This window comes from Desulfocucumis palustris (assembly GCF_002933875.1).
GTDB lineage: Bacteria > Bacillota > Desulfotomaculia > Desulfotomaculales > Desulfocucumaceae > Desulfocucumis > Desulfocucumis palustris.
In genome coordinates this window covers 1-16,577 of the sequence record NZ_BFAV01000173.1, presented here as the reverse complement: position 1 = coordinate 16,577, position 16,577 = coordinate 1, and the positions used below count along the sequence as shown (strand labels likewise).

The window sequence follows — 16,577 nt, the reverse complement described above, 5'->3', positions numbered from 1 at the left end:
GCCGCGCCTTGCATCTGGAGCTTTTTGAACGGCCTCGGGCGGTAGTTTATCAACACGTTTATTGCTTTTTCAATGTGTTTTTCAACACTCTCCTAGGGTCCGGCAGGTTTGGCCGGCGGGTGAACCCCCTGATTTCCCGGAAAAAAGGGAGGATGGATATGTTTCCATACATGATCGGAGGCGGAAGTGAGGGCGCGTACAGCAGGACATTTGCTTTCACGGTAAAGGACTTTGCCCGGAAGGACCCCGGGGATATGGCAAAAAATAGCGGGGCTGCCTATGATCCGGCAAAAAACACTATAACCTTGCCCAGCATGGGGCAGTACATAGAGGTAAAGCATCCCCTGGGGGACGTGTGCTTTGCCGACACCGGGCACCAGCCGGTTTGGGCCTGGCGGCTGATTGTGCTCAACCACCTCTGCCGGGCCAGCGGGGAGGCCGTTGCGGGGAGGCCCGTTTCGTACAGGGAGCTGGAAAACGGCAATGTTTTTTACCCGGCCTTTCTGAGGGAGAGCATCAACCCGCTGGCTGAAAAATTATCCCGGGAGTCCCCGGAAAATATCAACAAAGCCTGCCTGGAACTGGGGGGCAAACTATTAAATCTGGCCGATGTAAGTTCGGTATTCGAGTTTTTGCCCAAATTTCCGGTAACGGTTAAAATCTGGCTGAAGGATGAGGAAATGGAGGGGTCGGCAAATATACTCTTTGACGCCTCGGCCAACGGCTATCTCCACACGGAGGATGTGGCCGCGGCCGGGAACCTGGTGTCCTATTTCCTTATAAAGCAGTATAGATTAATGTTCGGGGTTTAATTTTATACGGGAGGCGCATGGTCATGAAGGTTTTGTACAACCGCAGTTTGTTCTGTACCGTTAAAAAGCTTCACACGGGGGATATACTGGCGGAAACTTCTCTGGTGGGCACGGATTGCGAGGCTGTGGCAGGGATCAGGGCCGATTTGAAAACTTATCATGTTAAATGGGCCGGCTGGGAAATATTCCGTTCCCCCGGGGGCGCCCTTGATGGCAGAGGGGAAGTTGACGGGATTGTGGGCAAGGAGGCCTATTTTAATATCGGCGGAGAATTGCGCAAAGAACTGGGAGACGTTTTTGGGGGGGTGCCCGGAGAACTTCTGTCGGAGTGCGTCAGAGGGCTGATTCAGGCGGAAACATTCATCCAGGTGGAAAGGGGCTATCCCACCCCCCAGTCTTATGATGCGTACTGGAAGGAGTTTTACAAGGATTCCTGCCGTTATTACAGTAACCTGGACAGGATAAGCGAAGAATGGCACGATTACGTCGGGGATGCCGCCAGAAGGGGCAATCTGTACAACAAAAACAAATGCTGTACGGTTTATCTCCGCAGCGACGGAGGTTACACCTCAGCCGGAACCTTTATGGATTCTTTTCACGAAATGGGGGTGGTCCTCCATCTTAGCCCGGATGGAATTGCCATTGACTGTGCGGGGAATTTTCTGCGGGCCCCTGACCGGGTATGCTTTGAGAACGCGGAGCACTTACCCCGCCTGATGGGCAAGAAAGTACCGGGTTTAAGCAAAAAGGATATAGCGGCCACGGCCGGTGGGCCGCAAGGCTGTGTTCACCTGGTTGATATTCTGTATGACCTGGCCGGGTCGGCGGCCGTAGTTTTTTCCGGGGTGTAAAGCCTGTTGAAAAGCATATATATAAAGATTTTTATAGCCATCACAGGATTTTTCACCGGCGCCGTGCTGATCGGGCTGTTCCTGGCCTATAATTATTACCTGCAGCTTACCCGGCAATATGATATAGAGGATTACACCTATACCGCCACGGGAAAGAGCTATATATACTCCTCCGGAGGCGGGCTCATATCGGAACTGTACGACTATAACAGAGTTTATGTCTCCCTGGATAAAATATCGGAGCCAATGAAAGATGCCATCGTAGCCATCGAGGACCATAGATTTTATGAGCATTTCGGCGTGGACCTGAGCGGTCTGGCCAGGGCTTTGTGGATAAATTACCGCAGCGGGGAAACCCTGCAGGGAGGTAGCACCTTAACCCAGCAGCTGGTCAGGAACCTTTTTTTGAGCAGTGAGAAGACGGTGGGCAGAAAAATCAACGAGATAATGCTGGCAGTCGCCTTTGAGAAAAGGTTTTCCAAAGAGCAGATACTGGAAATGTATCTCAATGAGGTTTATTTCGGAAACGGGTGTTACGGAGTGGAAGCGGCCGCCCGGAGGTATTTCAATAAAACCGCGGCGGAGCTTGATGTAAATGAGGCTTCCATACTGGCGGCAATTCCCAGGTCCCCCAGTTACTATGATCCCGAGACTAATCCGGAGGCCCTGTACATCCGGCGTGGCGACGTGCTGGACAGAATGGAGGAACTGGGCTACATATCCCATGAAGATAAAATAAGTATCAGAGCCGCAAGGCCCGATATCGCCGTGGCCGGGCATCATTTGGATTCATACCGTTTTCCCTATTTTACCACCGAGGTTGTCCGTCAACTGGTGGATATGTATGGCCGGGAAAAGGTTTATCGCGGGGGGCTTAAAATTTATACCACGGTTGACTGGCAGATTCAAAGCCAGGCGGAGATGGTGGCTTTGGAGAGTGTTCAGGGCTTTAAGGCCAGGAAAATAAACGCCACCAACCTGGCTATAGTTTCAGTGTATCCGTACAGCGGGGCGGTGGCCGCCCTGGTGGGAGGGGTGGATTTTAGCAGGGACCAGAACAACATAGCCCTTATTCCCCGGCAGCCGGGCTCGGCCATAAAGCCTCTTCACTATGCCGCGGCCATGGAGACCGGCCTGGTGGGCCCGTATTCCCTGCTTAATGCCGGCTCAAAGCATTTCGGCAAATATTTTGTTGAGGGTTCCGCCGGTGGAAGGGTAACGGTTCGGGACGCCATAAAATACTCCGTAAACGTTCCCGCGGTTGAAGTGGTGAACATGCTGGGTCCGGAAAAGGCCATTGAAAATCTCAAAGCTCTGGGAGTGACCACCGTGGCTGCTGAAGACGCCAATCTGGCCCTGGCGCTGGGGGGGATGACCCACGGCATAAAGCCTCTGGAACTGGCGGCAGCTTATGTTCCCTTCGCCTCGGGGGGAGTGTATTGCAAACCATATCTGATTGAACGGGTGGAGGATATGTCGGGCAAGATTTTATTCCGGCATGAGCCGTCGCCCAGGAGGATTTATTCGGAAAAGGTCGCGGGGTATATGAACGCCATACTGACCCAGGTGATAACCGGCGGAACCGGCACCAGGGCCCGGATACCCGGCGGGGCCGCGGGCAAAACCGGAACCACGGACAAAAGCAGGTGCGTATGGTTTGTTGGTTACAATAATGCGCTGGTAACGGCGGTATGGGCGGGTAATACCGACAACACCCCCATCGGCGGGTATGACGGCGGCCGTCTGGCCGCCCCGGTCTGGGGCAAATACATGACCGGGCTTATTGAAAAGGGGTTCATTAAGGCCGGGGGAGTTAACTCAAGCCTTCCGGAAGCCGCTATTCCTGCGGTTAAAGCAACCGGCTCCGGGAAAAAACAGGATAAGCAGGAGGGCGCAGGGGATAAAAGGGATAAAGAGGGAACACGGGAAAAGGATGATAAAGTACCGGCCGGGAAGCCCTCAGAGGATACTCCCTCAGAGGATACCCGGTCAGAGCATGCCCCGGCGGAGGAGGCTCCGGCGGGGGCCGGGGATAATATGCCGGCACCCCAATCAGCTGATTAATCTTATTGTCAGGGGGTAATGGTAATACTCTCCCCGGCTGGCGCACATGCTGGCGTTTATTATGAAAACTATTTGCAGTATCACCAGCACGGCCAGCAGGGCAAAGCCGATGAGAATCAGGCAGAGCAAACCGCTTATAAAGGCGTAGATAATGAAAGAAATATTAAAATTTAAGGCTTCTTTGCCGTGCTGGTTGACAAAGGGCGATTCATCCCTTTTAATAAGCCACAGCACCAGGGGAACGATAATATTGCCGAAAGGTATTATGTATCCTGCAAAACCTCCGAGGTGACAGAATATGGCCCAATTTTTTTCCTGCGAGGCGTATGTCAACACCATCAACTCCTTCTAAGGAAAGGGGACACACTTCCGGCCCGTCTGTGCCCCGTTCTTTTAATCAAATCCGGGAAGGAATGTCCCCATCCCCATTCTTTTAATAAAGTACTGGAAGGAAAATATCCTAAAATTAATATTTCTACCCGGGGATTATTTATCCTTTATGCTGAAAACAAACGAATTGTTAATAATTTTATAAAAAATAAAAACCAAATATATAAATCAGGTACATTTATTGTGGAAAAATGTTAATATGTAATGGATTTGGCGATCACAACAAGGTGTGGAGTGATGACTGGCATATGGCTTTAATGCTGAGGGCTGCCCTGGGGCAGATGGAAGTGGCGCCCGGAAGACCGGATATTAATACAAAAACAATGCTGGAAATGATGGAGGCTGCCAGGCAGCGCAAGGCCCACATGATTATCTTTCCGGAAATGGCCATCCCCGGCTACCTGCTGGGAGACACCTGGGAACAACCGGGATTTTTACGGGATTGTGAAAATTATGGACGTGCCGTAATTGAGGCGTCCAGGGGCATATGCGTGCTTTTCGGCAATGTTGCCGTGGACTGGAGCAAAACCGGGGATGACGGCAGAGTACGCAAATATAACGCTTTTTTTGTGGCCGGGAACGGCCGTCTCCACGGAGAAGACAATTTTCCCTACCCCTTCCGGATTAAAACCCTGCATCCCAATTACAGGTTGTTTGACGATACCAGGCATTTTTACAGCCTCCGCAAGCTGGCCCTGGAATTGGGGAAAAGGGTTGATGAACTGCTGCAGCCGGTGAACCTGGAAATCGCCGGGGAGAAAATATCTCTGGGCTGCATATTATGCGAGGATGGCTGGAGCGATGATTATTCCGTAAAGCCCATCCAGGAAATATGCTCCAACGGTCCGGTGGACCTTCTGGTTAATATTTCCAGTTCTCCTTTCACCCTGGGTAAAAACAACAAACGCAACCGGGTCTTCGCCGGGCAGGCCGGAAAGACCGGAGTGCCCCTGGTTTATGTCAACAATGTGGGTATCCAGAACAACGGCAAAACGGTTTACACCTTCGACGGCTTCAGTACCGTGTACAGCGGCAAAGGGGAGGTATTGCACCACTGCGCTCCCTTCAGACAGGCCCTGGAAGTGGTTGAAATAAACCTCTTCCGGGACGGCGACTGTTCACCCGGGGTGATGCCGCCGGACGACCGGGGCGCGGCCAGCATTTACCAGGCCGTTTCCTACGGGACCGAAAGGTTTTTGCGCTCCACCGGAATAGAAAGGGTGGTTGTGGGCCTTTCCGGGGGGATTGATTCCGCGGTGGGGGCCGCCCTTTACACCAGGGTGCTGGGCCCCGGCAATGTGCTGCTGGTAAACATGCCCAGCAAATTCAATTCCCTGACCACCAGGAACCTGTCCATGAAACTGGCAGGCAATCTGGACTGCCTTTATACCGTCATGCCCATCCAGGAATCGGTGGACTATACCGTGGAACAGCTCAGCCGGACCCCCGTGACGGACCTGCGGGGCGGGAAGGAATTTAATCTTACAATAGCTCCGCTGGTGATGGAAAACATCCAGGCCCGGGATCGCTCGGCCAGGGTGCTGGCCGGAATCGCCGCCGCCTTTGGGGGCGGTTTCACCTGCAACGCCAACAAAAGCGAAATGACCGTGGGGTATACCACCCTTTACGGGGACCTGGCCGGCTTTTTCGCCTGCCTGGCGGATTTATGGAAGCACCAGGTATACCAGTTGGCGGAATATCTGAACGAACAGGTATTTCAAAGGGAGGTTATACCCCGGGGGATAATCGATATAGTTCCCAGCGCGGAATTATCCTTTGACCAGGCTGTGGACCAGGGTAAAGGGGATCCCATAATTTATCCCTATCACGACTACCTGTTCCGGGCCTTTATGGAGCACTGGAACCGGGCCACGCCGGAAGACATACTGAAATGGTACGCCGAAGGCCTGCTGGAAGAAAAAATAGGCTGTAAACCGGGTTTGGTAAAGAGTATTTTTGCCGGACCGGCAGAATTTATCGCGGACCTGGAGCGCTGGTGGAGACAATATACCGGCATGGGAGTGGCTAAGAGGATACAGGCTCCGCCGGTTCTGGCCGTTAGCCGGAGGGCCTACGGCTTCGACCACAGGGAGGCGCAAAACGGTGTTTACTATACATCGGAATATGTCAGATTAAAAAGCAGCCTGCTGGGAGACTGACGCCCTTTGGGAAGCGAGAAGAGAGATGCTGGTAGTGAGTAGTTTTAAAGGAATTCGCCAAAGCGAATTCCTTTTGCATGTTTTACATTTCGCATCTCCGGCTGCTCACCTCTCACCGGGCCGTTTAAGGCGGTTTCAGTTATATGTTTTTGCCCAGGACATAACCTGCGAATTTTATATATTCGGTAATGGTGAACATAATGCTTTTGTTGTTAGACCACCAGCGGTCCGGATCAAATCTGGGCTCTCTGGCGGAGCAGTAGGTGAGGTTTACGCCGCTGTTTTTAAAAACCCTTTGAAAGATAAACCTGGAACGCTGCATGTGGTAATTGGAGGTTACCACTATGGCGGATTTGAATCCCCTTTGCAGTATAATTTCCTTGCTGAAGGCCGCGTTGTCGTAAGTGCTTTCGGAGCGCGCCTCCGGTATGAGGGCCTCCCGGGGCACTCCCAGTTCCTCGGCGTGCTCCGCCATAACCTCCGCCTGGGTGATACTGTGATAAAGCTCTCCCCCGGAAACTATCATGTATGGGGCGTAACCCGCCTTGTAAAGGGCGGCGGCCCGCTCCACCCTTTCCCCGCTGTCCCCTCCCAGCACAATAACCACGTCGGATTTGACCGGCTTCTGGTCCAGCACCAGCAGCTTTCCGGCAAAGACCACAAACAGGAACAGTGCTGATATCAGCAGTGCTGCCGCCGGTATAAATATTTTATGCCTGTTAAATTTCATATAACCATCCTGATATCCGGGCTTTCCATTGCCCGGGCGATATCTATAAAACTTCAAGAACACTTCCGGAAATCCTTTTTTAAACGGTTACCGGCGAATAATAAACCTCCACCTGAAGGTTCGTTGCCCGGTGGAGGTTTAGTGGCCGGTTATATCCGGTAACGCCTGTCACCTGCGCATAAGCTCCCTGGGGATGTAGGTGGAAATGTCCGGCCAGAGCACGAACAGTATCAGTGCCGCCACTAAAATCAGTATAAACGGCCAGACGCCCTTTATCACTTCCTCCAGCTTTTCCCTGGCCATGGCGCTTACCACGAACAGGTTCAGGCCCACCGGCGGGGTGATCATTGCCAGTTCCATATTTACCGTCATAACCACTGCAAACTGCACTATGTCTATGTTCAGGTGGTAGATTATGGGCAGCAGCAGGGGCAGCGTGATCAGGGTAATGGACACCGCCTCCAGGAATGTCCCCATTACAAAGAACATAATATTTGTGGCGAAGAAAAAGGCGTATTTGTTCAGGTTGCTGTCCGCTATCCACTCCGCCACCTGCTGGGGTACCTGCTTGGCGGTGAGGAACAGGGAAAATACCATGGCCGCGGATATGATCAGGTAAATCATGGAGGAAATATTGATGGACTCCCTGAGTATCTCCCTGACATTGGAAAGCTTCATCTCCCGGTAAATAAATATTGAAACAACCAGGGTGTAGAATACCGACAGCACCGCCGCCTCGGTGGGGGTAACCACCCCGGCGTATATGCTGCCCAGTATGAAGAAGGGCAGGAATGCCCCGGGCAGGGCCTTGATACTGCTTTTCCAGCGCTCCTCCCAGCTGGCCCTGGGGGCCCTGCCGAAATTGTTTTTCAGGGCGTAAATTACCGCGCTCACTATAAGGATGGAGGCCAGCAATATGCCGGGCAGCAAACCGCCCATAAAAAGATCCCCGATGGAAACCTCGGCGGTGACGCCGAAAACCACCATGGTAACGCTGGGGGGGATCAGTATGCCCAGGGTTCCCGCCGCCGCGATAAGGCCCATGGCGTAACGTTTGGGGTAGCCCCCCTCAATAAGGGCCGGCAGCATTATTGCCCCGATGGCGGCCGCGGTGGCCGGACTGGAACCGGAAATGGCCGCGAAAATGGAGCAGGCGGCTATGGTGACCACCGCCAGTCCCCCTGGTAAATGACCAAACCAGGCCCTTAAGGCGGCTATGAGATATTTGGAAATACCTCCGTAGGACATTACCACCCCGGCGAACACGAAGGAGGGGATGGCCAGCAGGGGAGGGGAGAGCAGCGAGGCAAACATCCTCTGGGCCATCATGTAAAGGGTAAAATCCGTGGTGGTGGCCAGCAGCACCAGTGCCGCTATGGCAAGGCTTATGGCTATGGGGACATTGACCAGGAAAAGACCTACGAAAATAAGAAACAGTACGGCGGTTTCCATTTAGTGGTGTCCCCCTTCCCGTTCAATTTTAAGCCAGCCTTTTCCTCCGTCCTTTAGCAGGAGGTAGATTTTTTCAAGGAAACGTATGCTGAACAGTATCCCGCTGATGGGCATGATCAGGTTTACTATCCACAGGGGAAACTGGCTGTCAGCGGATCTTTGCCCCGAGATGATATAGTTTGTCACCAGTTGATAGCCGAAATAGGTATAAAAAAGTGTGAAGGCCAGTCCAAGGCAGTTGGCGAAAATACTCATTATTCTTCTTGCTTTTATACTCAGGGTCTGGTAAAGAATATCGACTTTGATATGGTGGTTGTGCTTTAAGGCAACCCCCATTCCCGCCAGTATTCCCCATACCACGAAATAAACCGAGAACTCATCCAAAATGGATTGGGGGCGACCCCAGAAATATCTCAGAATAACATTAATAAAAATGAGGGTAAGGCCAATAAAAAGCATTATTCCGGCAAAATACTCTTCCACGGCGTCGTATATCTCTCTAATTTTGTTCAGCCTCAACAGCTCCCTTCCCCGCCGGGTGATTTCAAAAACGGGACGGGTTTTGACAACAACCCGTCCCGTCAAGTTCAGTTATCAATTAAGCTATTTGCTGTTTCTGGCGGCTTCGATATAGTCCTTGCCGATGGCCTCGGTATATTTGTCGTATACCGGCTGAAGCGCTTTAATGAATGCCTGGCGGTCTTCCTCGGTCAGGGTGTAGATTTCCATTTTGCCGCTGTTTTTGAGGGTTTCAAAGCTCTTGGCGTTCAGTTCGTCGGCCATTTGTCTTTCAAGCTGGGAAGCCGTATTCATGGCGTCGGTGAAGAGTTTCTTCTGCTCGTCGTTCAGGCTGTTCCAGAAGGTGGTGTTGGTGAGTACCACGTAATCCAGCCTGCCGTGGGCGGAAATGGTCATATATTTCTGCACCTCGGCGTATTTCTGGGTGTCTATGTTGTTGAAGGTGTTTTCCTGGCCGTCCACGGTTTTATTGTTAAGCGCCTGGTACACTTCACCGAAGGCAATGGTCTGGGAGCCCGCCCCCAGCGATTTGAACTGTTCATCCAGAACTCCGCCGCTCTGGGTGCGGAATTTCAGCCCTTTAAAATCCTCCGGCTTTTTCAGGGGCTTTTTGGAGTTGGTGAAATGCTTGGAGCCGTTGGGCCACCAGCCCAGTCCCAGCATCCCCTGGGGTTCCAGGGAATTCATCAGTTCCTGCCCCTTGGGTCCGTCATAGAAATTGTACGCGGCCTGGTCGCTGGCAAACAGGAAAGGCATATCCACCAGTTGGAAGGCGGGCACAAATCCCACCAGTTTGGTTACCGAGGGGGCGATGAGCTGCACGTTGTTGGCCTTGAGGGCCTCCAGCTCTTCCTTGTCGCCGTAAAGCTGGGAAGATGGGAATAACTGAACTTCAAACTGTCCGGACTTTTCCAGTTCCTCTTTAAATTTAATGGCGGCCTGTCCTTTGGGGGTGGTTTCAGCCACAACGTGGGAGAATTTTACGGTTATTTTTTTCGCGCTGTCGCCTGAGGGAGCCTTTTCCCCGCCGCCACCGCCGCCGCAACCGGTCAGCGCCGCCGCCATAACAACAGCCAGCAGAATCAATAGCGGTTTGTTTCTAAAAATTTTCATACGTCAACCTCCTCCAAAACAATAATATTATTAGGGAAAGTTTTCTTTTTTCACCTCCTCGGTCATTGTTTAAGGTCATTATCTGACCAGTCGTCCAATTCATCAACCAGCCGGGGGCCCACAATACCAGGCAGTTTAATATATAGCTCCCTTAATGAATTTTTCCATTCCTCCCGCTCGCCGGGGGTCTGCATATGAATGTCGACTTTTCCGGATTCCCGGATGGCTTTCATGTCCCGCTGGTTGATTATTTCGGCCTGCCGGGTTTCCCAAGGGGTTACCTCCTTCATTACTTCACCCAGGGCGGTCCGAATATCCGGGGGCAGTTCCTGCCAGAATTTTTTATCCATCATCACCACATAACCCATGAAGGCATGATTGCTCACGGTAAGGTAGGGCTGGCTTTCATAAAATTTCTGGGAGGAGATGTTGGACATGGTGTTTTCCTGGCCGTCCACCGCGTGGGAGGACAGGGCTCCATACACCTCGTGAAAGCTCATTTGAATGGGAATTGCCCCCATGCACCGGAACTGCTCTTTTAATACGGTGCTGTTCATCATCACCCGGAAGGTTAAATCCTTAAAGTCCGAAGGGTGAACCAGGGGGCGGATGCGGTTGGAAATTTGTTTAAAACCGTTGTCCCAGAAGGCCAGGGGATATATGCCCCCCTGCTCCAGGTCCCCGTACAGGGCTTTTCCTGTTTCTCCCCGCATGGCCAGGTGCACGTGGTTACTGTCTTTGAATATGTACGGAACATCAAAAATCTGCCAGCGGGGAAAGAGATCTCCCAGTTTTGACGTGGAAGGGGCGATGATATGAACCGAACCATTGCGCAGGGCCGTCATTTCCTCTCCATCCGAGTAAAGGGTGGAGTTGGGGAATACCTGGACCTCAACCCTGCCGCCGGTTCTTTTTTCCAGTAATTCCGCAAATTTTCTGGCCGCCAGCCCTTTGGGCGTGTCCTCGGCAACCACATGGGAAAATTTCAGTACAATTTTTTCACCCGGTTTTACCTGCTCGTTGTCCACCACCCTGCTTTTGCAGCCGCATAACAGGAAAAGGGAAACAAATACACACAACAGTTTCAACAAGGTTATTTTGGGCATTTTATTACCGCCTGATAATTTGAGAATATTACAATCGGCTAAGAATTGGGGAAATTCCAATAATTCAGACTAATCAGATCATTATAATGTTATCCCATCCGGTATGCCCCGGGCAATATTATGGTTATAATGTTGATTTTGTTCATTTTGGTCACAATAATTTGTATTTTTTTAACGGTCTGCCCACCGAACCATACTGCAAGTCCACGGCAGCCCTGCCCGTGGAGTCTAAAAATTCCAGGTATCTCCTGGCCGTTACCCTGGCCAGGCCCAGCCCTTCCGCTACCTCTTCCGCGGACATGGCCTGCCGGTTTTTTATCAGGTACAGCAGTACCTGTTTCATGGTGAGATCATTTAGGCCCTTGGGCATTTCCTCCGGGGAGGATTCCCCCGTCGGGGCCTGCCTGCCGGCCTTTAGCATGTCGATTTGGTCCTGGCTGAGTGATTGCATACTGTTCAGCCTGTCGCGCATGCCCGCGTAATTCTCCAGGGACAGTTTCAGCCGCTGTAATTTAAATGGTTTTACTATATAATCCACCGCCCCGTATCTGAAGGCGTTCTCCACGGACTCCGAGTCGTGCGCCGCTGTTATCAGTATGGCGTCGCTGGGAATTTGCAGCCTTCTCATCTCACGCAACAACATCAGGCCGCTCTGATCCGGGAGAAAAACATCAATCAAGGCCAGTTCCGGTTTCAGGGATAAGGTTTTATCCAGGCCCTCACTGGCCGTGCCGGCTATGCCGGCCACCCGGAAGCCCGAAACGGAGTTCACAAAATCCCTGTTTATACCCGCCACCATGGGATCATCTTCAATTATTACAACATTAATCATTTTTTTTCACCTCAGCGGAAAGGGGACACACCTTCCTGGATTAGTATAAAGTCCGTACTTCCATAACAAGTTCAATTGTTGGTTGAATTACATACTTCTTATTATCGATCGGGAAGAAATGTTCCCAACGTATGTCAGGGGACACACCTTCCTGGATTAGTATAAAGTCCGTAACTTCTTAACAGGCTCAAAGGTTGGATGAATTACATACTTTTTGTTGTTTACCGGGAAGGAATGTCCCCAACTGGTACAGCGGTTAAATTGAATAGGGAATGGTTATTTCAATCCTGGTGCCTTTTTCGGGAGGACAGTTAACCGAGATGGCGCCTCCGGCAGCCTCAACGTGCGCCCTGACCATGTAGAGCCCCAGTCCGTGTCCGTCTTCCCCCTTGGTGCTGAAGCCCTTCTCAAATATTTTTTCCCTTATATTTTCCGGGATTCCCGGGCCGGAATCCTGCACTATTATTTTAAACGTATCGTTTTTTTCTGAAATGTGCAGGTAAATATTTTTATCGCCCTGCGGGCATTTTTGCAACGCTTCCAGGGAATTTTCCAGCAGGTTGCCCAGTATTACCACCAGCGCGTTGCTGTCGGTTTTTTCCGGAAGGCGCGCCAGCCCGGAATCTTTGTGGATGACCAGCTCGGCTCCGATTTCTTTGGCCCTGCCGTATTTGCCCAGCAACAGGCCTGCAACACTGGGGTCTTTAATTCTATTGTTAAGAAAAACTGTGATGTTTTGCTGCTCCTCGGTTATATCAAAAACATAATCCATTGCTTTCTGATATTGCCGCAGCTGAATTAATCCGGCAATGGTGTGGAGCCTGTTCAGGTGCTCGTGATTTTGAACCCTCAAGGCCTCCACAAATGCCTTCACCCCTGTCAGTTCTTCGGCCAGGCGGTGGATTTCCGTACGGTCCCTGAAGGTTGCCACGGCCCCCGCCACCTGTCCGTTAACCCTCACAGGCACGCGGCTGGTTATAATTATTGTTTCGTTGATAACCCTTTCCTGGTTGTATTCCGGCTCGCCGGTTTCCACCACCCTGGTCAGGGCGCTGTCCTTAATAACCTCCCTGATGGGTTTGCCTACCTGCTCTTTTCCGATGTTAATCAATCTTTTGGCGGCATCGTTGGCCACGGTGATGGTGCCCTTTTTATCAATGGCCAGAATGCCTTCCCCCATGGCCTGGAATATTGCCGTCCTTTCCTCCAGTAACCGGGCAATCTCCTCGGGCTCCAGTCTGAACATGGCGTTTTTAATTCTCCCGGCCAGAAAAACCGAGCCCATTAAACCAATGCAGCAGCAGGTGAGCAGTATAAAATAAATTTCAAAACGGATATGGTGAAGTATGTTTATGAAGGTGGGTGTCAGTACTCCCACCACCACCACACCCACCTGTCTGCTGCCCTGGTCCACTTTAACCGGGACGAAAGCTCTCACCGAGGGGCCCAATACCCCCAGCCCCAGGGATATGTTCTCCCTGTCCGAAAGGGACGGGGCCAGGTCTTCCCCGCTGAAAGGCTTTCCGATGCGTTCCGCCACCGGGTGGGAATACCGGATGCCTTTCATATCCACCACCACTATGTATTCCACCCCTGTGGCCACCCTGGTCTTTTCGGCTATGGGCTGAATTATTTCCCAGCCGTCCTTTTGTTCAATATTTTGCTGGATGACCGTCATCTGGGCCAGGGTTCTGGCAATGGCCAGCGCCCTTTTACCCATTTCATCCTCCATGATGCCCGCGACCCTGTTGACCATCACAGTTCCGCCCAGCAGCCCGATCACCAGCACCAGGGAAAAGGACAGCAGGGTGATTTTGGTGCTGAGCTTTAAATTATTCCCGGCCATAAAAAAGCCATCCTAAAATAATTTTAATTTTTTTATAATTTCTACAATTATAAGGGATTCCCTTTAAAACCCCGGGTGGTAGGTTTTAGGATTGATTCCGGCACGGTAAAAACCCGCGGTACAGGCGGGCATTTGCCACGGTCCGGCGGGTTGGAAGGCTGGTCCCGGCTATTCCCGGGAATCTTTTTTTAATATTGTCGCCTTTATGTACAGGCTTATTTTCTCATTGATAATCACCAGGTGAGTTTTTATGCGGTATTTATTGCCCTCCGCCTGGAGGATCCGATCATCCACTATCCTGGGTATGAGCAGGCCGTCTATGCTGTTCACATCCTGCCCCACCAGGGGGCTCAGCCATTCTTTTATTTTTTTATTGGCCTCCAGCTGCAGGCTCAACTGGTCGTATTCGGTGAGTCCTTCCATGGAATCCGCCGACAGGTACGCTTCCACGGTTGTTATAACCCTGGTGTTTTTCTGCCTGAAGGCGTCATTTAATTTTTGAAGCTGGTATTCCCTTTCCGCCAGTTGATCCTGGAGGTTTTTATTGGCCATGGTGAGATAATCCACCTGATCTCCAATGACCATATTGGCGGCCCCGGACCCCATTAAAATACCAATTAGCAACAATGACAGGTATCTGACCATTCCGGGGATCAATCGTAACTACCCCCGCAGACTGCCAGTATCAGGTAGTAGCCGGCCTGGGTTCCCGCCAGGGCGCTGATGATATACAATACCTGTTTTACCACCGCCCTTACCTCGCCGTTGAATAAACCGCTCTCGAACACCTCGAAGGTGGAGAAGGTTCCCCCGATGGCCGCGGCAATGGCCCATATTTTCATGTCCCTGGCCAGTTTCAGCATAACCGCCATGGGCGGCTCCTTTACCAGCAGCGCCGCGACGCTTCCAATCATCACCGCCCCCAGCATGATGCCCAGGGCGGTAAAGAATATTAAAATGATTTTGTTTTCAAAGGTATCCATATTGTTCACCCCGTTGAATCAAAAAGGACAACCTTATAATCAATATTGCCGGGCAAGCAAAATTAGAACAGCGGCGGCCGGCTTTTCAGGCGGGACGGGGGCCGAATAAAAGGCGGCCGGGAATCACAGAATAATGACGAATAAGTGTTAAATATTGAAAGGATGGTGACGGCTTTGTTTAAACACGACAAAAATCTACTGGAAATGGTAAGGGTGGAAAGGCCCAATCCGACTTATGCCGCCATGCTGACCGAGCAGCTGGGCGGTCCCCACGGCGAGCTGAAGGCGGCCATGCAGTACATTTCCCAGAGTTTCAGGATAAAAGACCCGATGATCAAGGATCTGTTTATGGATATAGCCTCGGAAGAACTCGGCCATATGGAAATGGTGGCTACGGCGGTCAATCTGCTTAACGGCCACGAGGTGGACGCCCAGTCCGTGCAGTCGGGGCATATAGAGAGCCACGTGGTCACGGGCTTGAATCCTTACCTGTCCAGCGCGTCCGGCGCGCCGTGGACCGCGGCCTATGTGGATGTCACCGGCGATCTGCCCGCGGATCTTCTTTCCAACATAGCTGCGGAGCAGAGGGCCAAGGTTGTTTACGAGTATCTCCACAGGCAGATTAATGACAGGCATGTCAGGCGAATGATAGATTTCCTTCTGAACAGGGAAGAGGCTCACAACACACTGTTCCGGGAGGCGTTCACCAAAGTTCAAAATACCGGCTCCAACATGGACTGGGGAGTGGATAAGGACGCCAGGCTATATTTCAACCTTTCCAAACCAGGCAAATATTTCGATCTTTCCAGTCCGCAGGCTCCGTCTTTTCAGAACCCGGATCAGACCTCACCGCAGAACTAAAGGCCAAGCCCCCCTTCACATCAGGGGGGTTGTTTTCCTTATTCCCCACCCCAGCCCTCCTCCCCGATAAGCGGGACAAACTGTACCAGGCCTATATTCTCCCGGCTGCATCCACCGTCTTTGTGTTTACGGATTCTCAGCAGTTCCTGGCAGCCCCTGTCTCCCACCGGTATTACCAGTATACCGTCCGGCTTCAGCTGCTTTAACAGGGCTTCCGGAGCCCAGGGGGCTCCGGCGGATACCAGTATGCTGTCAAAGGGCGCCTCATCGGCCCAGCCCTTTGTTCCGTCTCCTGTTTTAACCCGGATATTGTGGTATCCCAGGGTGTTGAGCCTGGCCCGGGCCTCATCCGCCAGAATATTATGCCGCTCAACGGTGTATACCCTGGATACAATCCGGGAGAGAACCGCCGCGGCGTAGCCCGACCCTGTTCCTATTTCCAATACCCGGTGCCGGGCTTCCGGCTCAAGGGCTTCAGCCATAAATGCCACAATGTAAGGCTGACTGATGGTCTGCCCCTGGCCGATGGGCAGCGGTCTGTCCTCATAGGCGCGGGCCTGTAGTTTTTCCGGCAGGAAATAATGGCGGGGAACGGTTAGCATGGCTTCCAGCACGTTTTTGTCTTTTATGCCCCGGGGCAATATTTGCCTGTTCACCATTTCCCGGCGCTCATCCTGGCGGTCCCGGGGTTTTACCGGATAATAGGGCATTGTGCAGCCTCCTGTTCTCTAATGGTCCTAGGAGGCCGTTGAAAAAGTCCATTTGCTGCGTTGCGGCTGCGGCCTCAATGCTCGACGTACTATGAGTACGCCTCCGCTTGAGGCCTTGCCGCGCCTTGCATCTGGAGCTTTTTGAACGG

The 16,577-nt window shown here is 52.0% G+C and carries 16 protein-coding genes; 5 read left to right on the top strand and 11 right to left on the bottom strand.

What is annotated here, in order from left to right; all coding sequences use genetic code 11:
- Positions 1–158 precede the first annotated feature (158 nt).
- The 3 genes from DCCM_RS17330 to DCCM_RS17320 are packed head-to-tail and all read left to right on the top strand — an operon-like array spanning position 159 to position 3,727.
- On the top strand, positions 159–812 hold the full coding sequence (locus DCCM_RS17330; RefSeq protein WP_165792237.1) for a DUF3786 domain-containing protein: 654 nt from the start codon (positions 159–161) through the stop codon (positions 810–812).
- Between the two features lie 23 nt (positions 813–835).
- Complete coding sequence (locus DCCM_RS17325; protein ID WP_165792236.1) at positions 836–1,663, top strand: DUF2889 domain-containing protein; 828 nt, start codon at positions 836–838, stop codon at positions 1,661–1,663.
- Between the two features lie 6 nt (positions 1,664–1,669).
- Positions 1,670–3,727 (top strand): transglycosylase domain-containing protein, encoded by a 2,058-nt coding sequence (locus tag DCCM_RS17320; protein ID WP_104373643.1) that lies wholly within the window; start codon positions 1,670–1,672, stop codon positions 3,725–3,727.
- On the opposite strand, the gene DCCM_RS17315 is transcribed toward DCCM_RS17320, so the two are convergent.
- Entirely contained in the window at positions 3,716–4,060 is a 345-nt protein-coding gene (locus DCCM_RS17315) for a DUF4870 domain-containing protein (RefSeq protein WP_373855521.1), read from the bottom strand. The genes DCCM_RS17320 and DCCM_RS17315 overlap by 12 nt on opposite strands.
- Positions 4,061–4,365: 305 nt before the next feature.
- Between DCCM_RS17315 and nadE the strand changes: the two genes are divergently transcribed.
- Positions 4,366–6,276, top strand: a complete 1,911-nt coding sequence (gene nadE / locus DCCM_RS17310) for an NAD(+) synthase (protein WP_231702837.1) — start codon at positions 4,366–4,368, stop codon at positions 6,274–6,276.
- 139 nt (positions 6,277–6,415) lie between these two features.
- Here nadE and DCCM_RS17305 read toward each other — a convergent pair whose 3' ends face one another.
- From DCCM_RS17305 to DCCM_RS17265, 9 genes are all read right to left on the bottom strand, one after another.
- On the bottom strand, positions 6,416–7,006 hold the full coding sequence (locus tag DCCM_RS17305) for a YdcF family protein (RefSeq protein WP_104373641.1): 591 nt from the start codon (positions 7,004–7,006) through the stop codon (positions 6,416–6,418).
- 168 nt (positions 7,007–7,174) lie between these two features.
- A complete protein-coding gene (locus tag DCCM_RS17300; protein WP_104373640.1) occupies positions 7,175–8,458 on the bottom strand; it encodes a TRAP transporter large permease in 1,284 nt (427 codons plus the stop codon).
- Positions 8,459–8,977 (bottom strand): TRAP transporter small permease, encoded by a 519-nt coding sequence (locus DCCM_RS17295; protein WP_231702836.1) that lies wholly within the window; start codon positions 8,975–8,977, stop codon positions 8,459–8,461.
- Between the two features lie 84 nt (positions 8,978–9,061).
- Positions 9,062–10,090 carry a TRAP transporter substrate-binding protein gene (locus tag DCCM_RS17290; RefSeq protein WP_165792235.1) on the bottom strand — a complete coding sequence of 343 codons (1,029 nt, stop codon included), beginning with the start codon at positions 10,088–10,090 and terminating at the stop codon, positions 9,062–9,064.
- Between the two features lie 62 nt (positions 10,091–10,152).
- Positions 10,153–11,196 (bottom strand): DctP family TRAP transporter solute-binding subunit, encoded by a 1,044-nt coding sequence (locus DCCM_RS17285; protein WP_104373639.1) that lies wholly within the window; start codon positions 11,194–11,196, stop codon positions 10,153–10,155.
- Positions 11,197–11,347: 151 nt separating this feature from the next.
- Positions 11,348–12,028, bottom strand: a complete 681-nt coding sequence (locus DCCM_RS17280) for a response regulator (protein WP_104373638.1) — start codon at positions 12,026–12,028, stop codon at positions 11,348–11,350.
- Positions 12,029–12,284: 256 nt separating this feature from the next.
- Positions 12,285–13,874 (bottom strand): DcuS/MalK family sensor histidine kinase, encoded by a 1,590-nt coding sequence (gene dcuS / locus DCCM_RS17275; protein ID WP_104373637.1) that lies wholly within the window; start codon positions 13,872–13,874, stop codon positions 12,285–12,287.
- 168 nt (positions 13,875–14,042) lie between these two features.
- Positions 14,043–14,531 carry a sporulation membrane protein YtrI gene (locus tag DCCM_RS17270; protein ID WP_104373636.1) on the bottom strand — a complete coding sequence of 163 codons (489 nt, stop codon included), beginning with the start codon at positions 14,529–14,531 and terminating at the stop codon, positions 14,043–14,045.
- Entirely contained in the window at positions 14,528–14,857 is a 330-nt protein-coding gene (locus tag DCCM_RS17265) for a YtrH family sporulation protein (protein ID WP_104373635.1), read from the bottom strand. Before DCCM_RS17265 ends, DCCM_RS17270 begins: the two co-directional genes overlap by 4 nt.
- Before the next feature lie 174 nt (positions 14,858–15,031).
- Here DCCM_RS17265 and DCCM_RS17260 point away from each other — a divergent pair, with 174 nt between their 5' ends.
- Positions 15,032–15,718 (top strand): manganese catalase family protein, encoded by a 687-nt coding sequence (locus tag DCCM_RS17260; RefSeq protein ID WP_104373646.1) that lies wholly within the window; start codon positions 15,032–15,034, stop codon positions 15,716–15,718.
- Between the two features lie 38 nt (positions 15,719–15,756).
- Here the strand turns inward: DCCM_RS17260 and DCCM_RS17255 are convergent, their stop codons facing one another.
- Entirely contained in the window at positions 15,757–16,428 is a 672-nt protein-coding gene (locus DCCM_RS17255; RefSeq protein WP_104373634.1) for a protein-L-isoaspartate(D-aspartate) O-methyltransferase, read from the bottom strand.
- Between the last annotated feature and the right edge of the window lie 149 nt (positions 16,429–16,577).